This is a genomic window from Fluviicola sp. (assembly GCF_029266855.1).
Taxonomy (GTDB): Bacteria; Bacteroidota; Bacteroidia; order Flavobacteriales_D; family Crocinitomicaceae; genus Fluviicola.
Genome location: NZ_JAQSWB010000006.1, coordinates 194382 through 212970, shown reverse-complemented (window position 1 = coordinate 212970; position 18589 = coordinate 194382). Strand labels below are relative to the sequence as shown.

Below are 18589 nucleotides of genomic sequence, written 5' to 3'. Positions count from 1 at the left end.
GATGGAAAAAGAGAAAGAAAAAATCAAAGAAGAAGGTCGTGCTATTCCTATCCGTGTAGGAATTTCGATCGGTGATATTAACGGCATCGGACCGGAAGTTGTGATCAAGGCATTGCTGGACAATCGTTTACTATTGGATTGTACTCCAATTATTTACGCATCCTCCAAAACCATTTCTTTTCATAAGAAAGCCCTCAACGAACCGGAATTCAATTATCAAAGTATTAAAACCGCAACCGAAGCAATTAACCGCAAGATCAATATCATCAACGTTTGGAACGAAGAGGTTCAGTTTGAATTGGGAAAAGGAACCGAAGCAAGCGGAAAATACGCTTTCCTTTCTTTGGAAAAAGCAACTGAAGACCTTGCTTCCGGGAAAATTGATGTTTTGGTAACGGCACCGATTTCGAAAGAAGCAATCGGGAAAGCAGGGTTTCAATTCCCGGGTCACACAGAATACCTGGCACATTTGGCAGGTATGGACGAAGCCCTGATGATGATGGTTAGCGGTTCACTTCGCGTGGCCTTGGTAACGACACATCTTCCCCTAAAAGACGTTTCAGGCACCCTGACACGTGAAAAAATCCTGACAAAAATCAAAGAATTAGACAATAGTCTGAAAAAAGATTTTGGAATTCAACGTCCGAAAATTGCTGTTTTTGGTTTAAATCCGCATGCCAGCGAGAATGGAAAAATGGGAACTGAAGAAGCAGAAATCATCACTCCGGCAATCAATATGGCACGAAATGAAGATATTTTTGCAATCGGTCCTTTCCCTGCTGACGGCTTTTTCGGAAGTCCGAATCGCGGGCAATATGACGCTGTTTTAGCCATGTACCACGACCAGGGATTAGCCGCTTTTAAAGCCCTTGCTTTTGAAGACGGAGTGAATTATACTGCTGGATTACCCATTGTCAGAACTTCCCCGGATCATGGGACTGCATTCGATATAGCAGGTAAAAACGAAGCCAATTCGCAATCCATGAGAAGTGCAATTTATCTGGCCATTGACATTTTCAATACCCGGAAATTTTTGAAGGAAATTGCTGCAAATCCATTACAAATCCAGGAGTCGGCACACCACAGAAAAAGAGGTGACCGGCAACATGAAATTGAGTAAGAGAAAGCATTTTTTCGAAAAAATATCCGCGATGTCGGATAATGTGAAGTTAAACGATAAGAGTCTGTCGTGATAGAGTCAAACTCAAAGCAGGCATAAAATAAAGGGTGAAAAATAAAATTAAATGAATTTAAATTGATAATGATTTATTTTTTCTACCTTTGCCCTCCAATTTTTGTGTAGTGAAGAAATCTACGAATGAGTTCATAATCCCTTTTGTCGGATTAAATATAGGGACGCATCGCTATGAGTTCAACATAGACAAATCGTTCTTTGAAGGTGTTGAAGACACGCTGATTGAAGATGCAAATGTTCTTGTAGAACTTGCATTTGAAAAGAAGGAAACAATGATGGTAGCGGAATTTTCCCTGTCAGGAACTGTTGACACTCCGTGCGATCGATGTAACGATCCCATGGAAGTAAACATTCACGGCGATTACCGCATTGTTTACAAATTTGGTACGGATGTATCCGAAGATGAGAATTTAATTATTCTTCACCCGGAAACATTTGAACTGGATCTTTCGGCACCGATCTATGAGTTGTTGGTTATTTCATTACCTGCCCGGAAAATTCACCCTGAGGGAGAATGCAACGAGGAAGTGATGAATTTGTATAACAAGTATATTGTTAATGCAAACGAACCGGAAAACGACGAATGGGATGAGGACGATGAAGACTGGGAAGATGATGAGGACAATGACGAGGATTGGGATGACGAAGAAGGAGAAGACGATGATGATGATTCGGATGACCCTGATACCGACAAACCGATAGACCCCAGATGGTCCGCATTAAAAAATTTGAATTAACGATTGAAATAAATAAGTAAAATGGCACATCCAAAGCGCAGAATCTCCACAACACGACGTGATAAGAGAAGAACTCACGTCAAAGCAATCGCAAAGAACATTGCTACTTGTCCTACAACCGGGCAACCGCATTTGTTCCACCATGCACACTGGCATGAAGGCAAATTGTACTACAAAGGAAGAGTTGTAGCTGAGAAAGAAGTAGCGATTTAATTCGCTCTTGTTTAGTAGTAAACATTCCTCCTGATGAAGATAGGAATAGATATTTTGGGCGGTGATTTTGCACCTGAGGCCAATATAGCCGGTGCTGTACTTGCTAGAAAAGAACTTCCTCAGGACGTGCGTCTCGTGTTGATCGGCGACCAAGAACAAATCTTGAGTGGCCTAAACGCGTTGAATGAAGATTCGGCGGCGTATGACATTGTTCATGCCCCTGATCTCATTACGATGCATGACCATCCTACCCGGGCAATTCCAAACAAACCGAATAGCAGTATTGCTGTTGGTTTTGACTTGCTCGCAAAAAAGGAAATAGACATCTTTGCTGGTACGGGAAATACCGGTGCAATGCTGGTTGGTGCGATCTACAAGATCAATACCATTGCCGGCATTATCCGTCCGTGTATAACTTCTGTATTGCCAACAGTGGATGGGAAAAATTCCATCTTACTGGATGTTGGTGCAAATGCCGATTGCAAACCCGATGTTCTTTATCAATTTGCCGTTCTGGGAAGTCTTTACGCCAAAAGTGTTTATGGTGTGGAAAAACCCCGAATCGGTTTGTTGAATATTGGTGAAGAAGATACCAAAGGGAACTTATTGACGATTGCTGCTCATAAACTAATGGCTGAATCGGATGAAATAAATTTCATTGGCAACATAGAAGGTCGCGATTTATTTACCGGCATGGCAGACGTAATTGTCTGTGACGGATTTACCGGAAACATTGCTTTAAAGCAGGCGGAAGGAATCTATACCCTCATGCGTAAAAGAGGTATTCGCGATGAGTACTTTGATCGTTTCAATTATGAAAATTACGGTGGAACTCCTATTCTCGGGGTGAAGGGTAATGTCATTATCGGTCATGGGATCTCCAACGAAAAAGCTGTAAGAAGTATGCTTCTTCACTCCTACGAAGTTGCAAAATCGGATCTTACAAAAAACATTAACGAAGCTTTTAATCATTAAAATGAGTAAAATCACCGCAGCAATAACAGGCATTTGTGGCTATCTTCCAGAGGAAGTGGTAACTAATGACGACTTAGCTAAAATTGTTGATACTTCTGATGAATGGATTACAACAAGAACCGGGATTAAAGAAAGACGCATTCTTCGTGAAGGTGCTTGTTCTGATATCGCTGCAGCTGCAGTAAAAGGACTACTCGAGAAAACAAACACCGATCCATTAGACATTGAGCTGGTGATTTTGGCTACTGTTACTCCCGATTATCCTTTCCCTTCAACTGCTAATATTGTTTGTGATAAAATCGGAATGAAGAATGCCTGGGGTTATGATCTGATCGCAGCGTGTTCAGGTTTCATTTATGGCTTACAAACAGGGGCGAGTTTCATAGAATCCGGAAAACATAAAAAAGTAATCGTAATCGGCGTTGATAAAATGAGCGCTATTCTTGATTACGAAGACCGTACAACTTGTGTCATTTTTGGTGATGGAGGTGGTGCTGTATTATTGGAACCAAACACGGAAGGACTCGGTATCCAGGATGCAATTTTGAAATCAGACGGTGGAGGAAGACAATATTTGTACCAACCCGCTGGTGGTTCGGCAAATCCTCCTACTCATGAAACAATTGATCAGCGTTTACATTTTGTGAAGCAAGAAGGAAAGCAAGTGTTCAAATTTGCGGTAACCAACATGGCTGAAGTATCTGCTGAGATCATGGAACGCAATAATTTGACTGCTGAAGATGTGGATTGGTTAGTACCGCATCAGGCAAACCTGCGAATCATTGATGCAACTGCCGACAGAATGGGTGTTCCGAAAGAAAAAGTAATGGTGAACATTCACCGTTACGGAAATACAACTGCCGGTACTTTACCACTTTGTTTGTGGGACTGGGAAAAACAGTTAAAGAAAGGCGACAACCTGATTTTATCCGCCTTTGGTGGTGGATTTACCTGGGGAGCCGTCTACATAAAATGGGCTTATAATTCTTAAATAAATCGAAAACAACTATTAAATTATACTGATATGAATCTGAACGAAATCCAAGACTTAATTAAGTTTGTAGCAAAATCAGGTGTTACGGAAGTAGAAATTGAGCAAAAAGACTTTAAAATCACGATTAAATCAGAGAAAAAATCTGATTCCCAAATCATCGTGCAAGCAGCTGCTCCGGTTGTTCCTCAAATGGCAGCTCCGATCGCAGCTCCACAAGCTGCAGCTCCTGCTACTGAGTCGGCAGCTCCTGTAGCTTCAAGCGAGGATTCAAAATACATCACTGTGAAATCTCCAATGATCGGTACATTCTACCGCTCTTCAGGTCCGGACAAAGAACCTTTCGTTAGCGTTGGACAATCAGTTAACAAAGGTGAAACAGTTTGTATCATTGAAGCAATGAAATTGTTCAATGAGATCGAGGCTGAGTTTTCCGGTAAAATCGTGAAAGTATTAGTTGACGATGCTACACCGGTAGAATATGATCAACCATTATTCCTGGTAGATCCTGCTTAATTGATAGTTGTCTTCCAAAGAAAACAGCTAGTTACTCATTAAACACGATTTTATGTTCAAAAAAATACTAATTGCCAACCGTGGCGAAATTGCTTTGCGTATCATTCGTACGTGTAAGGAAATGGGAATCAAAACGGTTGCAGTATATTCTACTGCTGACAAAGAAAGTTTACCAGTTCGTTTTGCGGACGAAGCGGTTTGTATCGGGCCTCCCCCGAGTAACAAATCTTATTTGTCTATCGCAAACATTATAGCTGCAGCGGAAATTACCAACGCAGATGCGATTCACCCGGGATACGGATTTCTTTCTGAAAACGAAAAATTCTCCCGTGTTTGTCAAGAACACAATATTAAATTCATTGGAGCCTTGCCTGAGCAAATTGCCGGGATGGGTGACAAAGCAACTGCCAAAGCAACCATGATTGCAGCAGGCGTACCTTGTATTCCCGGATCTAAAGGCTTGCTAAAAGACCTGGATGATGCACGTGAAACTGCGAAAGTTGTTGTTTATCCGATCATTCTGAAAGCAACTGCCGGTGGTGGTGGAAAAGGAATGCGCATTGTTTGGAAAGAAGAAGAGCTGGAAGCAGCTTGGGATTCTGCTCGCCAGGAAGCTGGTGCGGCGTTCGGTAACGACGGTATCTACATGGAGAAATACATTGAGGAACCACGTCACATTGAGATCCAGATCGCAGGTGACCAATTCGGAAACGCATGTCACTTATCGGAGCGTGATTGTTCCATCCAACGTCGTCACCAAAAATTGGTAGAGGAAACTCCTTCTCCATTTATGACTGACGAATTGCGTGAGAAAATGGGTCAGGCGGCTATCAAAGCTGCAAAGGCTGTGAACTATGAAGGTGTTGGAACAGTGGAATTCCTGGTTGACAAAAACCGCGATTTCTACTTCATGGAAATGAACACACGTATCCAGGTAGAACATACAATTACGGAGGAAGTAATCAATTACGACCTGATCAAAGAGCAAATCAAAATTGCATTCGGAGAAAAGATCTCAGGAAAGAACTATTATCCTCAAATGCATGCGATCCAGTGTCGTATCAATGCCGAGGATCCGTATGCTGATTTCCGTCCTTCTCCGGGGAAAATTACAAGTTACCATTCACCGGGTGGGCATGGTGTGAGAATCGATACACATGCATACGCAGGTTACACGATTCCTCCAAACTATGACTCGATGATCGGAAAACTGATCGTAGTTGCTCAAACACGCGAAGAAGCAATCCTTAAAATGAAACGCGCCTTGGATGAATACATCATCGAAGGAATCAAGACAACGATCCCATTCCACCAGAAATTGATGGAAGACCCTCAGTTCAACGAAGGAAACTTCACGACGAAGTTCATGGAAACGTTTGAGTTTTAAGAATTAAAGTATATATATAACACGTAGGGACGCGATTAATTCGCGTCCCTACGTGTTTTAACCTAACGCATTTGCCGTATTTATTCCATCTAAACCCACTCTAATCGTTTTCTCTTAAACTATTTCCATAAATTCACCCCGTGAAAACGAAACAAAGTATCCTGCGGCAACTACTGGTGAACATTCTTGTCCCCGTATTACTGATCTTTTCCATTGTTTTCTACCTGACTTACCAGTATAACCTGGACAAAGTTGAAAACGACATCGACCATCAAAAGAAAAGCATCGTTGCAGAAACGAAGAATTTGATCGAATACTACGATTTCTCCATGCGTACTCACGAACAATCGCTTATTGAACGCATGCAGGACGCTTCCAGGGAGATTCAATTCGTTTTAGCGAAACAACCTGCAAAATCAATCGACTTACTTGCTTTGAGATCTTCTTTAGGATTGGATTCTTCGCGGGAAGACATCTACCTCATCGACCGGAACCTGAAGATTGTCAATACCACTTTCAAACCGGATATGGGTTTTGACTTTAAAAAGCTCAATAAAACGTTCATTTCCTTCTTCTCTAAAATCTTTCAATCCAAAACCTTCAAAGAAGACCGCTTTGGTTTGGAGATCAAAACCGGGAAGATCAAGAAATACAGCTACCAAACTTCGCTTGATGGCAAACACATCATTGAATTGGGTTTCTATTCCAAATCGGCAGATGAATTCAAGGAATTATTGCTTTCCAAAATCCGCAGCCTGGAAAAACGCTTTGAAGCAATCGGTCATGTGAAATTGTACCTGGGAGTAAAGCACATCACAGATAACAGCATCAAAGACCCTGAACTCCAAAAAGCTTACCTGAAATGCCTCGACCTGGAAAAACACATGATCGTAAATACCGATGATCCGGCTTCAAGAGGAAAAGAATTGACCGAATACATCTTCCTTCCGGTATTGGAGTCGAAATTGTATTCCGGCTATGTATTGGAACTGGGAACAAACGATTTACCATATCAAAATCTGGTAGCTGATTTGTTGTGGCGTTTTGGAGTTATTTTCTTGCTGACACTCGTTATCCTGACTGTTATTGTTTATTTCCGTTCGCGAAAACTGACCAGGCCAATCCAGGAATTAGCACGTAAGACCGCAACCATTTCTACCGACAACCTTGACCAAACGATTGAAATAAGTGGTAGCCTGGAGCTCAACCTGCTCTCCAAAAACTTCAATTCCATGATGCAGAAATTGCGTCATTCCTATGAAAACCTGGAAGACAAAGTCATTGAACGAACCCAGGAATTGCAGGAACAAAAACTGATCGTGGAATCCAAGAACCATGAGATCGTGGAAAGTATTCAGTATGCCCGATTTATCCAGCAGGCTTTGTTACCGCTTGAAAGTGAGATCCAGGCAAGTTTTGATGAAAATGCCTTTGTTTATTACGCTCCGAAAGACATTATTGCCGGAGATTTCTTCTGGTTCGAGAAACGGAACGATGTAAGTTGGTTTGCCGTAGCAGATTGCACTGGTCATGGAGTTCCGGGAGCATTAGTGAGTGTGCTTTGCATCAACGCACTGAATCAATCGCTGGCTGTAAATGAAAACCAGGATACGGGAGAACTGTTAGACCATGTCCGTGAGTTGGTCGTTCAGACACTGACGAAAGAAGCGCGTTCGGTAAAAGACGGAATGGATATTTCTTTGGCCTGCTTCAATCACAAGACAAAGACTCTTCAATGGACAGGAGCCAACAATCCGTTGTGGATCTTCCGCGGAGACGAAATACTCGTTACCAGCCCGGACAAACAACCGGTGGGACAATTCGACGGAGCGAAACCCTTCACAACACACGAAATCCAATTGGAGAAAAATGACTGGATCATTCTTTTTTCAGATGGCTATGCGGATCAATTCGGGGGACCGAAAAACAAGAAATACAAATACGCTACCTTCAAGGATTTCATTCAAAAACACAAGGACCGGAATGGTACCGAATTAAAAGCATCTTTGAAAGAAGAATTTGAAAGCTGGAAAGGCCCTCACGAACAAACAGACGATGTCTGCGTGATGGGGATAAAAATTATGGTTTAAAGGAAACAGGAAGCGTATAAGTCATATTCACATTTTTACCATCTTTCTGTCCCGGCTTCCATTTCGGCATCGCTTTGACAACACGAACGGCTTCCAAATCACATTCTTTGCAATCTACAACACCTTTCTTGACTTTTATGTTACTTACTTGTCCGGTTTCCGAAACAATAAACTGCAAATAACATTTTCCCTGAATTCCTTTTTCTTTCGCCGTTTCCGGGTATTTGAGATTTTCAGCAATAAATTTATTCATGGCTGCCATACCTCCGGGATATTCAGCTGGTTGATCAACAATGTCGTAAATCTGTGGTGGTTCGGGGTTGGTAGTTGGTTTAGGAGCTGGTACTTCCTGAGCAAAAGTGCTTCCGCAAATGAAATGCAGTGAAGTGATAAAAAGGATTTTCTTGAAGTTGAATTTCATAAGATGGTTTTTTTCAAAGATAGAAAACTTTACTGAAGCCCAAAAGTCACAGGAAGCCTAAACCACGAGGAAACAGGTTTGCCTTCAACTAACCCGGGTTTCCATTTTGGCATCAACTGTAGCACGCGAAGAACTTCTTTATCGCATCCAAGACACTCATTGATCACTTTGATAATTGTAAAATTCCTGCAAGTACCATCTTTGTCAACGATAAACTTAACGTAATACTTTCTTTTGGACCCATCACCGATCATTCCTTCCGAAAAAACCAAATTGTCCGCAAGAAACACTCTTAAAGCCGAGACTCCTCCGGGGAAACTTGCCGGTTCATCTACAATATCGTAAATACCTCCTTGTTGTATTTCCTTCTCTATTGCCGGGCCGCAAGAAGTTACCTCCTCTTCAACTTGGCCAAATGACTGAATAGAAATGAATACACAGTTAAAACTAAGTTCGGCAATTAAAATGAGGATTTTAAAGTTGAATTGCATACGCTGACATTTAAATTAGAGTATCCGTATTTGTACTAAAAGACCCTGATTCACTCTTTGAAATCTGCGTCATCTGCGAAATCCGCGTGAAAATCCAGTACTGGACTTCAAGTGGCTCGCAGATTTGATAGATTTACGCAGATTTTGAAGCAACAAGAACTGTTAATATACTTTTTGAGTCTAACGAATCGTGCTGAAAGCACAAAGAAAACAAACAGAACCTCATCAATCTTTTTAATATCTGATAATACTAATGTTTTCATCAAAGTACTTCCAGAGAAAACCCCGAAGTGTAGTAATCATTTATTAAATGTCTTCCTTATGCTATTATTCTATTCCCATTAAACTCTTTATCTGAGCCCAGGCATCATCCCTGTTGGTATTGTATCTGAGCTGGGAAGCTTCATTGCCCGTGATGGCATAGTAACTCAAACCATCCGCTTCGCCTTTTAGAGATTCCAAACAAGCTATCAGGTCTTTTACGTAGAGTACATCCTCCGCATCTAATCCGTTACTTTTTACTACCAGGCATTTTTCAAGCGACTCAATCACTGTTTGAAGCATCGAAATCTGTTCATCCATTAATGCTTTTACACGCTCGGCATCATACACCTCACTCACATGCGCATCTGCGATTGCCCCGATTGTAAGATAGGTATTGTAAATCATTATGGAAGAAACTCCTCCGAAAGCTGCACGTACATCCGTGTCACATTGAGCGTTCAGATTAGAAAATCCCGAAAAAGTTAAAAGAAGTGCAGCTATAAGTTTCATAAGTCATTATTAAATCATCACAATAATACAGCTTATAAAACAGTATAAACCAAGGCATTTTGAAATAATTTCAAAAAAAATCATTTTCCGCTGTAACTTTATAGACATGAACCAGTCTTACGATTGTTAAACGACTACATGACCAGGAAAGAATACAATGAGGCGGTTGAATTGTATGCTGATAATATTTATCGGTTCGTAGTCAAGCACACCCAAAACCGTATGCTGTCCGAAGACATTGTCCAGGAGACTTTTGCAAAGGTTTGGGAAAAACACGAAAGCATTGAAGCTTCGAAAGCGAAGTCGTATTTGTTTACAACAGCTTACCATCAAATGGTGGATACGCTGAAAAAGGAAAAGCGCACAACAAGCTTTGAAGGAGAAGATGTCAGGCAGGATGATCCTTTAAGTCACTTGTTCGACGTTCAGAAAACACTACAGGAAGCAGTCAACAAGTTGCCCGAAATTCAAAAGACCGTAATTCTCTTAAGGGATTACGAAGGATATAATTACAATGAAATAGCGGAGATTACCGCTCTGAACGAATCACAAGTAAAAGTGTATATCTTTAGAGCTCGTCAAACGCTAAAGAACTACCTCAAATCAACGGAATTAGTAGCATGAAAAAACTCATTCATATCGACAATTACGAATCCTTTTACCTGGATTACCTGGAAGGAACTCTTTCGGAAGAGGAGCGTATTGCGTTTGAAGAATTCCTGGCTGCACATCCTGAATTACGGGTTGATGAAGAATTATTGATCCTGGATGAAGCTCCTGAAAAGTTAGACCCGCTTCAAAAACTACTTTTAAAAAAGGAAGATTTAACCTTCGTTTCAGGTGAAAACCTGGACTATTTCGCCATTGGCAGAATCGAACAGGTTCTTTCAGCTAAAGAAGACACATTATTTGATACATACTTAGCTGCGAACCCGGAAGCTCAAAAACTTCTTGCCGCTTACCGCGAAACGCGTTTGCAGGCTTCAGTTGTTTCTTATCCGAATAAAGAGGATCTGAAAGAAAAAGAAATCAGACTTGTTCCCTGGAAACTGATCGCAGGAATCACCAGTGCTGCTGCTGTTTTGCTGTTATTCTTCCAGTTGGGATTAGGAACAGGAACCACCGAGAAAGATCCGACGGTTATGGCCCAGCACCGTAAATTAAATTCGAATACACATTCCGCAGATAAAAAATCAGTGGAACTTGAACCTGCAACGAATTCAATTCCTGAAAACAACACGGTTGTTGCACAAAGAAGCAAGCCGGATTCAAATCAAAATCCGCCAATTCACAGCGAACGTGATCCGAAGCAAAAAGTAAAAAACACAGAAGATCGGATTCTTCCGGTACAGCCTGAAACAGATAAAAATCTGATCGGTGAAAAATCACCGCATCACCCAACGATTTTACCCCAGGTGAAAGACAACAAACAACCGGTTGCCCCAACCCTTGACGAGGAAGTAAACAAAGCACCGAGTAAAGATCTTGCTTCAAATGCGGGTGGTTCCAATATGAAGAACCCGATTCCGATCATCACCAACACGATCTCGGAGAAAACAAAAACACCGGTGGATTTCAAAACCGGGAAAGCAACTGAAACAGAAAAAGGCGGTTTCTTCATCAAAATCGGGAAATTCGAAGTTTCGCATAAGTCTTCGAAGAGAAAGTGACTTCGGCATCTCGACTCCCATTGACGCTTCGGTTAAGGTTTTCAACACTCAATGACCGAAATTCAGTCACCTTATCAAAATTAAACACTAAAATATGTTGAGGTAGCTAAGCTTAGTTGAAGCACCGAACTTCAAAATAAATTTCAGAAGCGGCTTTCCAGATTCAATAAAACAACTATTTTTATCGGACCGCATGAAAGAAACCTCCTTCATAGAACAGAACAAAGAAAAATGGAAGAAATTCCAGTCTTTGACTTCAAATCAAACAAGTGATCCTGAAGAAATAGCAGATTTATATTCTGATATCACAGATGATTTAAGTTATGCTCAAACGTTCTATAACAAGCGGACAGTTCGTGTTTACCTGAATCAAATTGCACAGGGGGTTCACAACCTGGTACACAAGCAGCGAAAAGATTCGTTTAAAAAACTGTTTACTGTCTGGAGGGTTTCGATTCCACTGGAAATTTACAGATCGCGCAAAAATTTACTCTTTGCACTTTTCGTATTTCTTTTCTGGACTCTTGTCGGGGTGATTTCAACCCACTTCAACCCGGATTTTCCGCGGATGATCCTGGGAGATGATTATGTTGAAATGACCCTGAAAAACATTGAAAAGGGCGATCCCCTGGGTGTCTATCACAGCGGATCCCAAGTCAGTATGTTTCTGGAGATCACACTCAACAATATCACAGTTTCCTTCTACACCTTTATTTTAGGGATATTCTTTACGATCGGTACGCACATCATGATTTTCAATAACTCGATCATGCTGGGTGCGTTTCAGTATTTCTTCCATTTGAAAGGTCTACTGATCGTTTCTTTCCTTGGGATCTGGATCCACGGGGCATTTGAGATCAGTTCCATTGCCATTGCCGGTGGAGCGGGAATTACACTGGGCAACGGTTTGCTATTTCCCGGTTCCTATACCCGCCTGCAAAGTCTCCAGCTCTCGGCCAAAAGAGGCTTGAAAATCATGATGTCGCTTATTCCGTTCCTGATCGCTGCCGGCTTTCTGGAAAGTTACGTCACACATAATTACCAGGAACTGGCTGATTGGTCCAAATGGACGATCATTTCCATTTCCTTTGCTATCATCATTTTCTATTACATCATTTTCCCGATCGTTGTTGCACGACGTCATCCTGAACTGGTACATGAAAGCGACCCGCCGATCAAAACCTATGTAAATAGTTTCGATCTGCATAAGATCCGTACTTTCGGGCAGATCTTCTCAGACAGCTTCTCATTCTACCGCGTACACATCGGTAAGATCATGCGCTACAACCTGGCACTTACAGTTCCGATTATTATTGCCATTGTTATCTTCCAGGATCTGATGCGTTACGAAGATCTGACACACCAGTATGAATATGACTGGGCTTCGCAACTGGGCATCATCATGGGATTTGATATTCGGTCTTTCAGTGATTTTGTGGTCACCTTACTTTGGACCATTATTCTTTCCATTTTCACTCTTTCTATCCTGTATCATTTCAGAAACCAGGAGCAAAAAGCAAGTTTGAAACTGTTTGTACCCTTCATGCTTCAAAAACTGCCCGGCATCTGGCTTGGTTTAAGTTTCCTCTTCCTGATCCTTTTTTATGTTCCATGGTACTGGATGTTCCTGGTATTGTTCCTCATACCATTCTTCTGGCTTCAGGGAGCATCCATCATCCTGGGGGAAGAGCGTTTCGGAAGACGATTCGGGAACGGCTTCAGATTCGGAGCAAAGAACTATGGAACCGTTTTGCTCGGCATTTCTTTAATGGGATTGGTCCTTTTCATCTTTGCACAACCAATCGCTTGTGTGCTCAGTTACCAGGAAGTCAATTTCATGAAAGAACCCGCATTGGAAGATTTCCTGGATAAGTTTGCAGATTTCGTCAAGAATGTTTCGCGTTATTACACTTCAGACTTTTTGGTGCCGGCGAATATTGCCCGGCAAATCGTATATGTTATTTTCATCTTGTTCTCACTTCCTTTCTTTGTGATCATGATGGGATTCATGTTCTATACATTCCAGGAACAAACACAGTCAACCGGGTTGAAAAAACAATTTGCCAACTTCGGAAAGCGCAAACGTTATCAAGAAACTTCACTCGACTTTGATTAAGTTCATCCTACATATCGTTGTATGCGTCCTGCTAAGTGCCGGGATTCCGTTTTCCACTTTGGCACAAAAGAAGGAGAAAGAAATCAGCACCCGCGAAAAGTGGAATCAAATCCGGGAAGCACATGGTTACAAACGCTCGGATAAGTACAAAGGCCCGGAATCTGATTATTATCAAAGTCCGACTTCGATCAACGAATCCTATTCCAGCGGTTCGGGAAGCCCGAACGGAACGACAAAACCTTACCAGGGAACTCCTTATTCACCCAAAGACCTTGAAAACGGGAAAGGTGGAAAAAACGGCGATGGCGGAACCGGGAGCATTGAAGAAGATCCGAATATTGAACCTGCCGAATCCGTGGATATCCCGGATTTTGATGCCCCGAAAGGACCGAATGTGGATGCCCCGGATATTTCCATTAACTTCTGGAAATGGCTGGGAATCATTTTACTGGTAGTCGCTTTGGCAATCCTGATCTATTACATTATCAAAAACAGAAGTCCGCGAATCAAAACCATTCCTTTTGAAGCTTTGGTAGAAGATCTGAATCCTGCCGAGATCAGTAAAACAGAATTGGAATTGCGTTTGGAAGAAGCCACGGCTTCCGGGAATTACAAGGAATGCGTACGGATTTACTTCCTGTTTGCAATGAAAGAACTCATCCAGCGCAGATGGATCTTCTGGAAAAAGGAAAAAACCAATATGCATTACATCATTGAAGTGCAGGGCAAAGCGATTTCCAGGGAGTTCGAACAGATCGTTTCGATCTATGACCTGGTTTGGTACGGAGATTACAACATTGATTCCCAAAGTTATCAACTCATTGAACCGCAGCTGAAAGCCGCTTTCCAAAAAATTGAAAAAGCATAATGAATAGAAAAGTCATCATATCATTCTTGGGCTTTGCGCTATTCATTGGTTTTGTGATCTGGCTACTCGACGGAGCAGGCAGTGAATCCACAAAACACATTCAGAAAAAATACAGTTCGGACTGGAAAAAAGTCTATGATCTGAAAGACGAAAACCCACGAAACATTTCATTCTTCATGGAACTCCTCGACGTACATGTCAAAGATTCCATCTACAACCTGCAGTACTGGGCGGAACTGGACACTGTTCCGAACCACGAGGAAGCTACTTACCTGTTTATCGGCAATGAATTCGGAGCACCGGACGAGTATTACGATTCCATCATGCATTATGCAGACAGCGGAGCAACTGTTTACCTCAGCTTCAATCACCTGACAAGCAATATCTACGAACGGCATTTTGAAGAAGGCGCTTTTTACTGGGATTACAGCAAAGTACTTTTCGCCTGGATCGGTGATACCACGGTTCCTTTTTACCATGTTTACGAAAACGACACGATCAATGAGGATTGGTATTCCTTTTCGGAAACCGAAATAATTGATACGAATTACCGCTCCTACCTGTTTGCATTGAAGCATCCTTTTGCATTCTATGAGAAACACGCCAAAGGAAAAGTTCACTTTCACAGTATCCCGAATTTATTTGAAAACTACCAGGTCATCCAACCCAACGGATATGCGCATGCCCGGGTCGTATTGAACAAAATCCCGAAAGACAAACCGGTGATTTTCTTAAGTTCCGGGATCAATGATTCCAGTCAGCCCATCTCAACACCTGATAAAGACGAGGATTCGGAAGGTGCTGAAAAAGAAGATAATTCCCTGATCCAGTTTATTCTCAAGAACCCCATTTTGCGCCTGGCTTTCCTGCTGATGATCGTTTTGTTGTTGCTGTATTTGTTCTTCCGGGCGAAAAGAAGAGAAGAAATTCTTCCGGGATACAGCCAGAAAAGAAACATGTCACTGGCTTTCGTGGAAACCCTCAGTTCTATTTACATTTCGCGTAATTCACCGATTGGTGTGTTACAAGTCATGCGCAAGAACTTCTACTCTGCCATCAACAGGCATTTCTACATTGACCTGTCGCGAAAAGAAAACCTGGAACAAAATTTACAGAAGCTCATTGCAAAAGTTCCGTATGATCCGGACAAAATTGTTGATATCGTTCAAAGCCTGGATTCCAGAAAAAACACTGTCGACAACCGGCACCTGGCGGCAGTTAATGCAAAGATCCGGGCATTTTACATTGAAACCGGGATTCTTCATCCTACCGAAAAGTTTGTTGCTTCGGATAAAGAAGTGAATTTGGATAAATCCCTTCTGATGGGAGCCTTCATTTTATTAATGGGAATACTGACACTGATTCGCGGCTTGTATCTATTATCATTAGGCGGAAGCATCGGGATGTTCTTCGTGATCCCGGCCATTATCCTGATTTACTTTGCATCGCGGTATATTCGGATTCCGGTAGCAACCATCAAAGCAAATGAGATCGTTCTCTATGGTCTTGTTGCTGGAAAACGCGTAATTTCATTGAATCAAACCATCCGTTGCACTGTGGAGAAAACGCGGGTTGTTTTTGAATGCGAGGATGGAAATATTTTTATAATACGTCGGGCACTGCTTTCAAAAAGAGCAAAGTCGGCATTGAATCAATTTGTAGAATTCATTAAACTTCATAAATCATGATCCAAGAAGGAAATGACGATTTAGCGGCATACATGCCAAATGATGAAAGCCAGTCAAACGATTCGGCTTCAAACAATCCTGGTCCGGAAGAGCAGCCAAGTGCTTTGTCACAAGCCGATGAAACTCCGGAAACGGTACCTTCTGCTTTCGTTCAGAGAGATCAGAGCGAATTGCTTTGGGTTGCGGAAAAAGTGAACCGCGTGCGCGAAGAGATGCGAAAGTATGTCATCGGACAGGCGGAAATGATCGAATTATTGCTAGCGGGGATTTTCTCCAACGGCCATATCTTATTGGAAGGGGTTCCGGGTGTTGCGAAGACCTTGTCTTCAAAAGCCTTGTCAAAAGTGCTTCACGTTGACTTTTCGCGGATCCAGTTTACTCCCGATCTGATGCCTTCCGATGTTATCGGTACTTCGGTTTTCAGTATGAAGGAAAGTTCGTTCAATTTTAAGAAAGGCCCGATCTTCTCCAATATCGTATTGATCGATGAGATCAACCGTGCTCCTGCAAAAACACAGGCGGCTTTGTTCGAGGTCATGGAAGAGCGTCAAATTACTTATGACGGAACACAATACACCATGTCTTTCCCTTTCCTGGTAATTGCCACGCAAAACCCGGTTGAGCAGGAAGGAACGTATAATTTGCCTGAAGCACAGCTGGATCGTTTCTTGTTTAAGATCAAACTGGACTACCCGACATTGGAGGAAGAAACCATGATCTTAACGCGTTACAAAGAGCAGATCAAAGCTCCCGACCTGGAAAGCATTGTTGCGGTATTTACGGCAGATGAATTGCGTAAAGTACAATCGGTAGTTGAGAAAATCATTATTGAAGACCGCCTGATCCAGTACATTGCACAGATCGTCAATAAAACGAGAAATCATTCCAAAATATACCTGGGCGGATCTCCACGTGCTTCGCTTTCCATCTTGAAAGCAGCTAAAGCCTTTGCAGCAATTCGTGGAAGAGATTTCGTTACCCCGGACGATATCCAGTTCGTAACAATCCCGGTATTGAATCACCGTTTGATCTTAACCCCGGAGGCTGAAATGGAAGGAACACAAATGGAAGAAGTGATCCGTGAAATCGTACAAACAATCGAAGTTCCGCGTTAATGAAGTTATTGGCAAGCATCCATCTCACCCGTTTCTTTTTCCTCGCTGCAGGAATTGGAATTGCGTTGATCGGAGGAGCATTTTTTGTTCCCTTCCTGGGCATTATTGGTAAAACAGTTCTGTTTGTCCTGTTATTTGCCCTGATCCTGGATGTATTGCTTGTAAACCTTTTCAAAGAACCGATCCGCGTGCAGCGCAAATATTTGGAACGCATGAACCTGGGCGATGAAAACAAAGTAGTCGTTTCCGTATTGAACCAAACTGCACAACCGCTGCAGGTAGGAATTTACGAAGGTTACCCGGTCTTTATGCAGAAACGCGCGGCCGTTTGGAACACGATCCTACTACCCAAAAAGACGAAAGATTTCCATTACTCTTTTACACCGACAGAACGCGGCGAATACGAATTCCGGGATGTGGTCATTTTTGTCCGCTCTACCCTCTTTCTTGCCCAGCGACGCATTATCATCCCGATGGTGCAGCGAATCGAAGTATATCCTTCCGTTCTTCAAATGAAAAAGTACGAACTAAAGGTCTTCAATCAGCAATCACTTTCCCAGGGAATCAAAAAGGTTCGAAGAATAGGAAACACCAGTGAATTTGAACAGATCCGCAATTACGTCCAGGGCGATGACCTGCGCACCGTAAACTGGAAAGCAACCAGCCGCAAGAACGAACTGATGGTAAACCAATACCAGGAGGAACGTTCGCAGCCTGTTTACTGTGTTATCGACAAAAGCCGCCCGATGCAACTGGCATTTCACAAAATGACCATGCTGGATTACGCGATCAACTCTACTTTGGTCTTTACCAATATTGCTTTGCGCAAAGGCGACCGCGCCGGTTTAATTACCTTCTCCGACAAAATGGGTTCCATTGTTCCAGCAGAACGCAACCAGGGGCAATTGAAACGCATTTTAGAGAACCTCTACAATCAGAAAACCCTGTTCAAGGAAGCGAACTACGAATTGCTCTACCAAACGATCCGCAAACAGGTCAAAACGCGCTCCCTCCTATTGTTGTTCACCAACTTTGAAAGCGAATTTGCCATGCGCCGTGCCTTGCCGATGATGCAACGCCTGAACAAACGCCACGTATTGGTCGTTATCTTCTTCCAGAACAACGAATTGCAGGAATTGGCCCAACAGCCCGTGCACACCCACAAAGAATTGATCGAAGCCACCGTAGCCGAGAAAATGTCGAACGTGAAGTGGAGCATTGCCCGCGAGCTGCGCCAAAACGGAATCCAAACCATTCTTTCCAAACCGGAAGATCTGTCGATCAATTCCATTAATAAATATTTGGAATTGAAGGCGAAGGGGGTGATATAGGGAATTGCCAG

18 protein-coding genes are annotated in these 18589 nt (G+C 42.4%); 15 read left to right on the top strand and 3 right to left on the bottom strand.

Annotated features, from left to right (window positions below; translation table 11 throughout):
* Position 1 precedes the first annotated feature (1 nt).
* From pdxA to K0S23_RS13600, 8 genes are all read left to right on the top strand, one after another.
* Positions 2-1120 carry a 4-hydroxythreonine-4-phosphate dehydrogenase PdxA gene (gene pdxA, locus K0S23_RS13635; protein WP_300358391.1) on the top strand — a complete coding sequence of 373 codons (1119 nt, stop codon included), beginning with the start codon at positions 2-4 and terminating at the stop codon, positions 1118-1120.
* Positions 1121-1302: 182 nt separating this feature from the next.
* On the top strand, positions 1303-1932 hold the full coding sequence (locus K0S23_RS13630) for a YceD family protein (protein ID WP_300358388.1): 630 nt from the start codon (positions 1303-1305) through the stop codon (positions 1930-1932).
* Positions 1933-1953: 21 nt separating this feature from the next.
* Positions 1954-2145 (top strand): 50S ribosomal protein L32, encoded by a 192-nt coding sequence (rpmF, locus tag K0S23_RS13625; RefSeq protein WP_013686016.1) that lies wholly within the window; start codon positions 1954-1956, stop codon positions 2143-2145.
* Between the two features lie 33 nt (positions 2146-2178).
* Positions 2179-3120: a phosphate acyltransferase PlsX gene (gene plsX / locus K0S23_RS13620; RefSeq protein ID WP_300358385.1), complete on the top strand. Its 942-nt coding sequence runs from the start codon at positions 2179-2181 to the stop codon at positions 3118-3120.
* A gap of 1 nt (position 3121) precedes the next feature.
* The gene (locus K0S23_RS13615) at positions 3122-4111 is read left to right on the top strand and encodes a beta-ketoacyl-ACP synthase III (RefSeq protein ID WP_300358382.1); all 990 of its coding nucleotides are present in this window, start codon (positions 3122-3124) and stop codon (positions 4109-4111) included.
* A gap of 33 nt (positions 4112-4144) precedes the next feature.
* Complete coding sequence (gene accB, locus K0S23_RS13610) at positions 4145-4627, top strand: acetyl-CoA carboxylase biotin carboxyl carrier protein (protein ID WP_300358380.1); 483 nt, start codon at positions 4145-4147, stop codon at positions 4625-4627.
* A 52-nt stretch (positions 4628-4679) separates the two neighbouring features.
* Entirely contained in the window at positions 4680-6014 is a 1335-nt protein-coding gene (accC, locus tag K0S23_RS13605) for an acetyl-CoA carboxylase biotin carboxylase subunit (protein WP_300358378.1), read from the top strand.
* A 140-nt stretch (positions 6015-6154) separates the two neighbouring features.
* A complete protein-coding gene (locus K0S23_RS13600; RefSeq protein ID WP_300358376.1) occupies positions 6155-8104 on the top strand; it encodes a SpoIIE family protein phosphatase in 1950 nt (649 codons plus the stop codon).
* On the opposite strand, the gene K0S23_RS13595 is transcribed toward K0S23_RS13600, so the two are convergent.
* The 3 genes from K0S23_RS13595 to K0S23_RS13585 form a co-directional block, all read right to left on the bottom strand.
* A complete protein-coding gene (locus K0S23_RS13595; protein ID WP_300358373.1) occupies positions 8094-8525 on the bottom strand; it encodes an energy transducer TonB in 432 nt (143 codons plus the stop codon). The genes K0S23_RS13600 and K0S23_RS13595 overlap by 11 nt on opposite strands.
* Positions 8526-8554: 29 nt before the next feature.
* Positions 8555-9016, bottom strand: coding sequence for an energy transducer TonB (locus K0S23_RS13590; RefSeq protein WP_300358370.1), 462 nt, complete (start codon positions 9014-9016; stop codon positions 8555-8557).
* A 327-nt stretch (positions 9017-9343) separates the two neighbouring features.
* Entirely contained in the window at positions 9344-9790 is a 447-nt protein-coding gene (locus tag K0S23_RS13585) for a hypothetical protein (RefSeq protein WP_300358368.1), read from the bottom strand.
* Positions 9791-9928: 138 nt separating this feature from the next.
* On the opposite strand from K0S23_RS13585, the gene K0S23_RS13580 reads away from it, so the two are divergent.
* The 7 genes from K0S23_RS13580 (at position 9929) to K0S23_RS13550 (ending at position 18578) form a co-directional block, all read left to right on the top strand.
* Positions 9929-10414 (top strand): RNA polymerase sigma factor, encoded by a 486-nt coding sequence (locus tag K0S23_RS13580; protein ID WP_300358365.1) that lies wholly within the window; start codon positions 9929-9931, stop codon positions 10412-10414.
* Positions 10411-11460, top strand: a complete 1050-nt coding sequence (locus K0S23_RS13575; protein ID WP_300358364.1) for a hypothetical protein — start codon at positions 10411-10413, stop codon at positions 11458-11460. The genes K0S23_RS13580 and K0S23_RS13575 overlap by 4 nt, the downstream gene beginning before the upstream one ends.
* Before the next feature lie 193 nt (positions 11461-11653).
* Positions 11654-13576 carry a stage II sporulation protein M gene (locus K0S23_RS13570; protein WP_300358361.1) on the top strand — a complete coding sequence of 641 codons (1923 nt, stop codon included), beginning with the start codon at positions 11654-11656 and terminating at the stop codon, positions 13574-13576.
* Positions 13569-14444, top strand: coding sequence for a hypothetical protein (locus K0S23_RS13565; RefSeq protein ID WP_300358359.1), 876 nt, complete (start codon positions 13569-13571; stop codon positions 14442-14444). Before K0S23_RS13570 ends, K0S23_RS13565 begins: the two co-directional genes overlap by 8 nt.
* Positions 14444-16132 carry a hypothetical protein gene (locus K0S23_RS13560; RefSeq protein WP_300358356.1) on the top strand — a complete coding sequence of 563 codons (1689 nt, stop codon included), beginning with the start codon at positions 14444-14446 and terminating at the stop codon, positions 16130-16132. Before K0S23_RS13565 ends, K0S23_RS13560 begins: the two co-directional genes overlap by 1 nt.
* Entirely contained in the window at positions 16129-17247 is a 1119-nt protein-coding gene (locus tag K0S23_RS13555) for a MoxR family ATPase (protein ID WP_300358355.1), read from the top strand. Before K0S23_RS13560 ends, K0S23_RS13555 begins: the two co-directional genes overlap by 4 nt.
* Positions 17247-18578 carry a DUF58 domain-containing protein gene (locus K0S23_RS13550; protein WP_300358353.1) on the top strand — a complete coding sequence of 444 codons (1332 nt, stop codon included), beginning with the start codon at positions 17247-17249 and terminating at the stop codon, positions 18576-18578. The genes K0S23_RS13555 and K0S23_RS13550 overlap by 1 nt, the downstream gene beginning before the upstream one ends.
* Positions 18579-18589 lie beyond the last annotated feature (11 nt).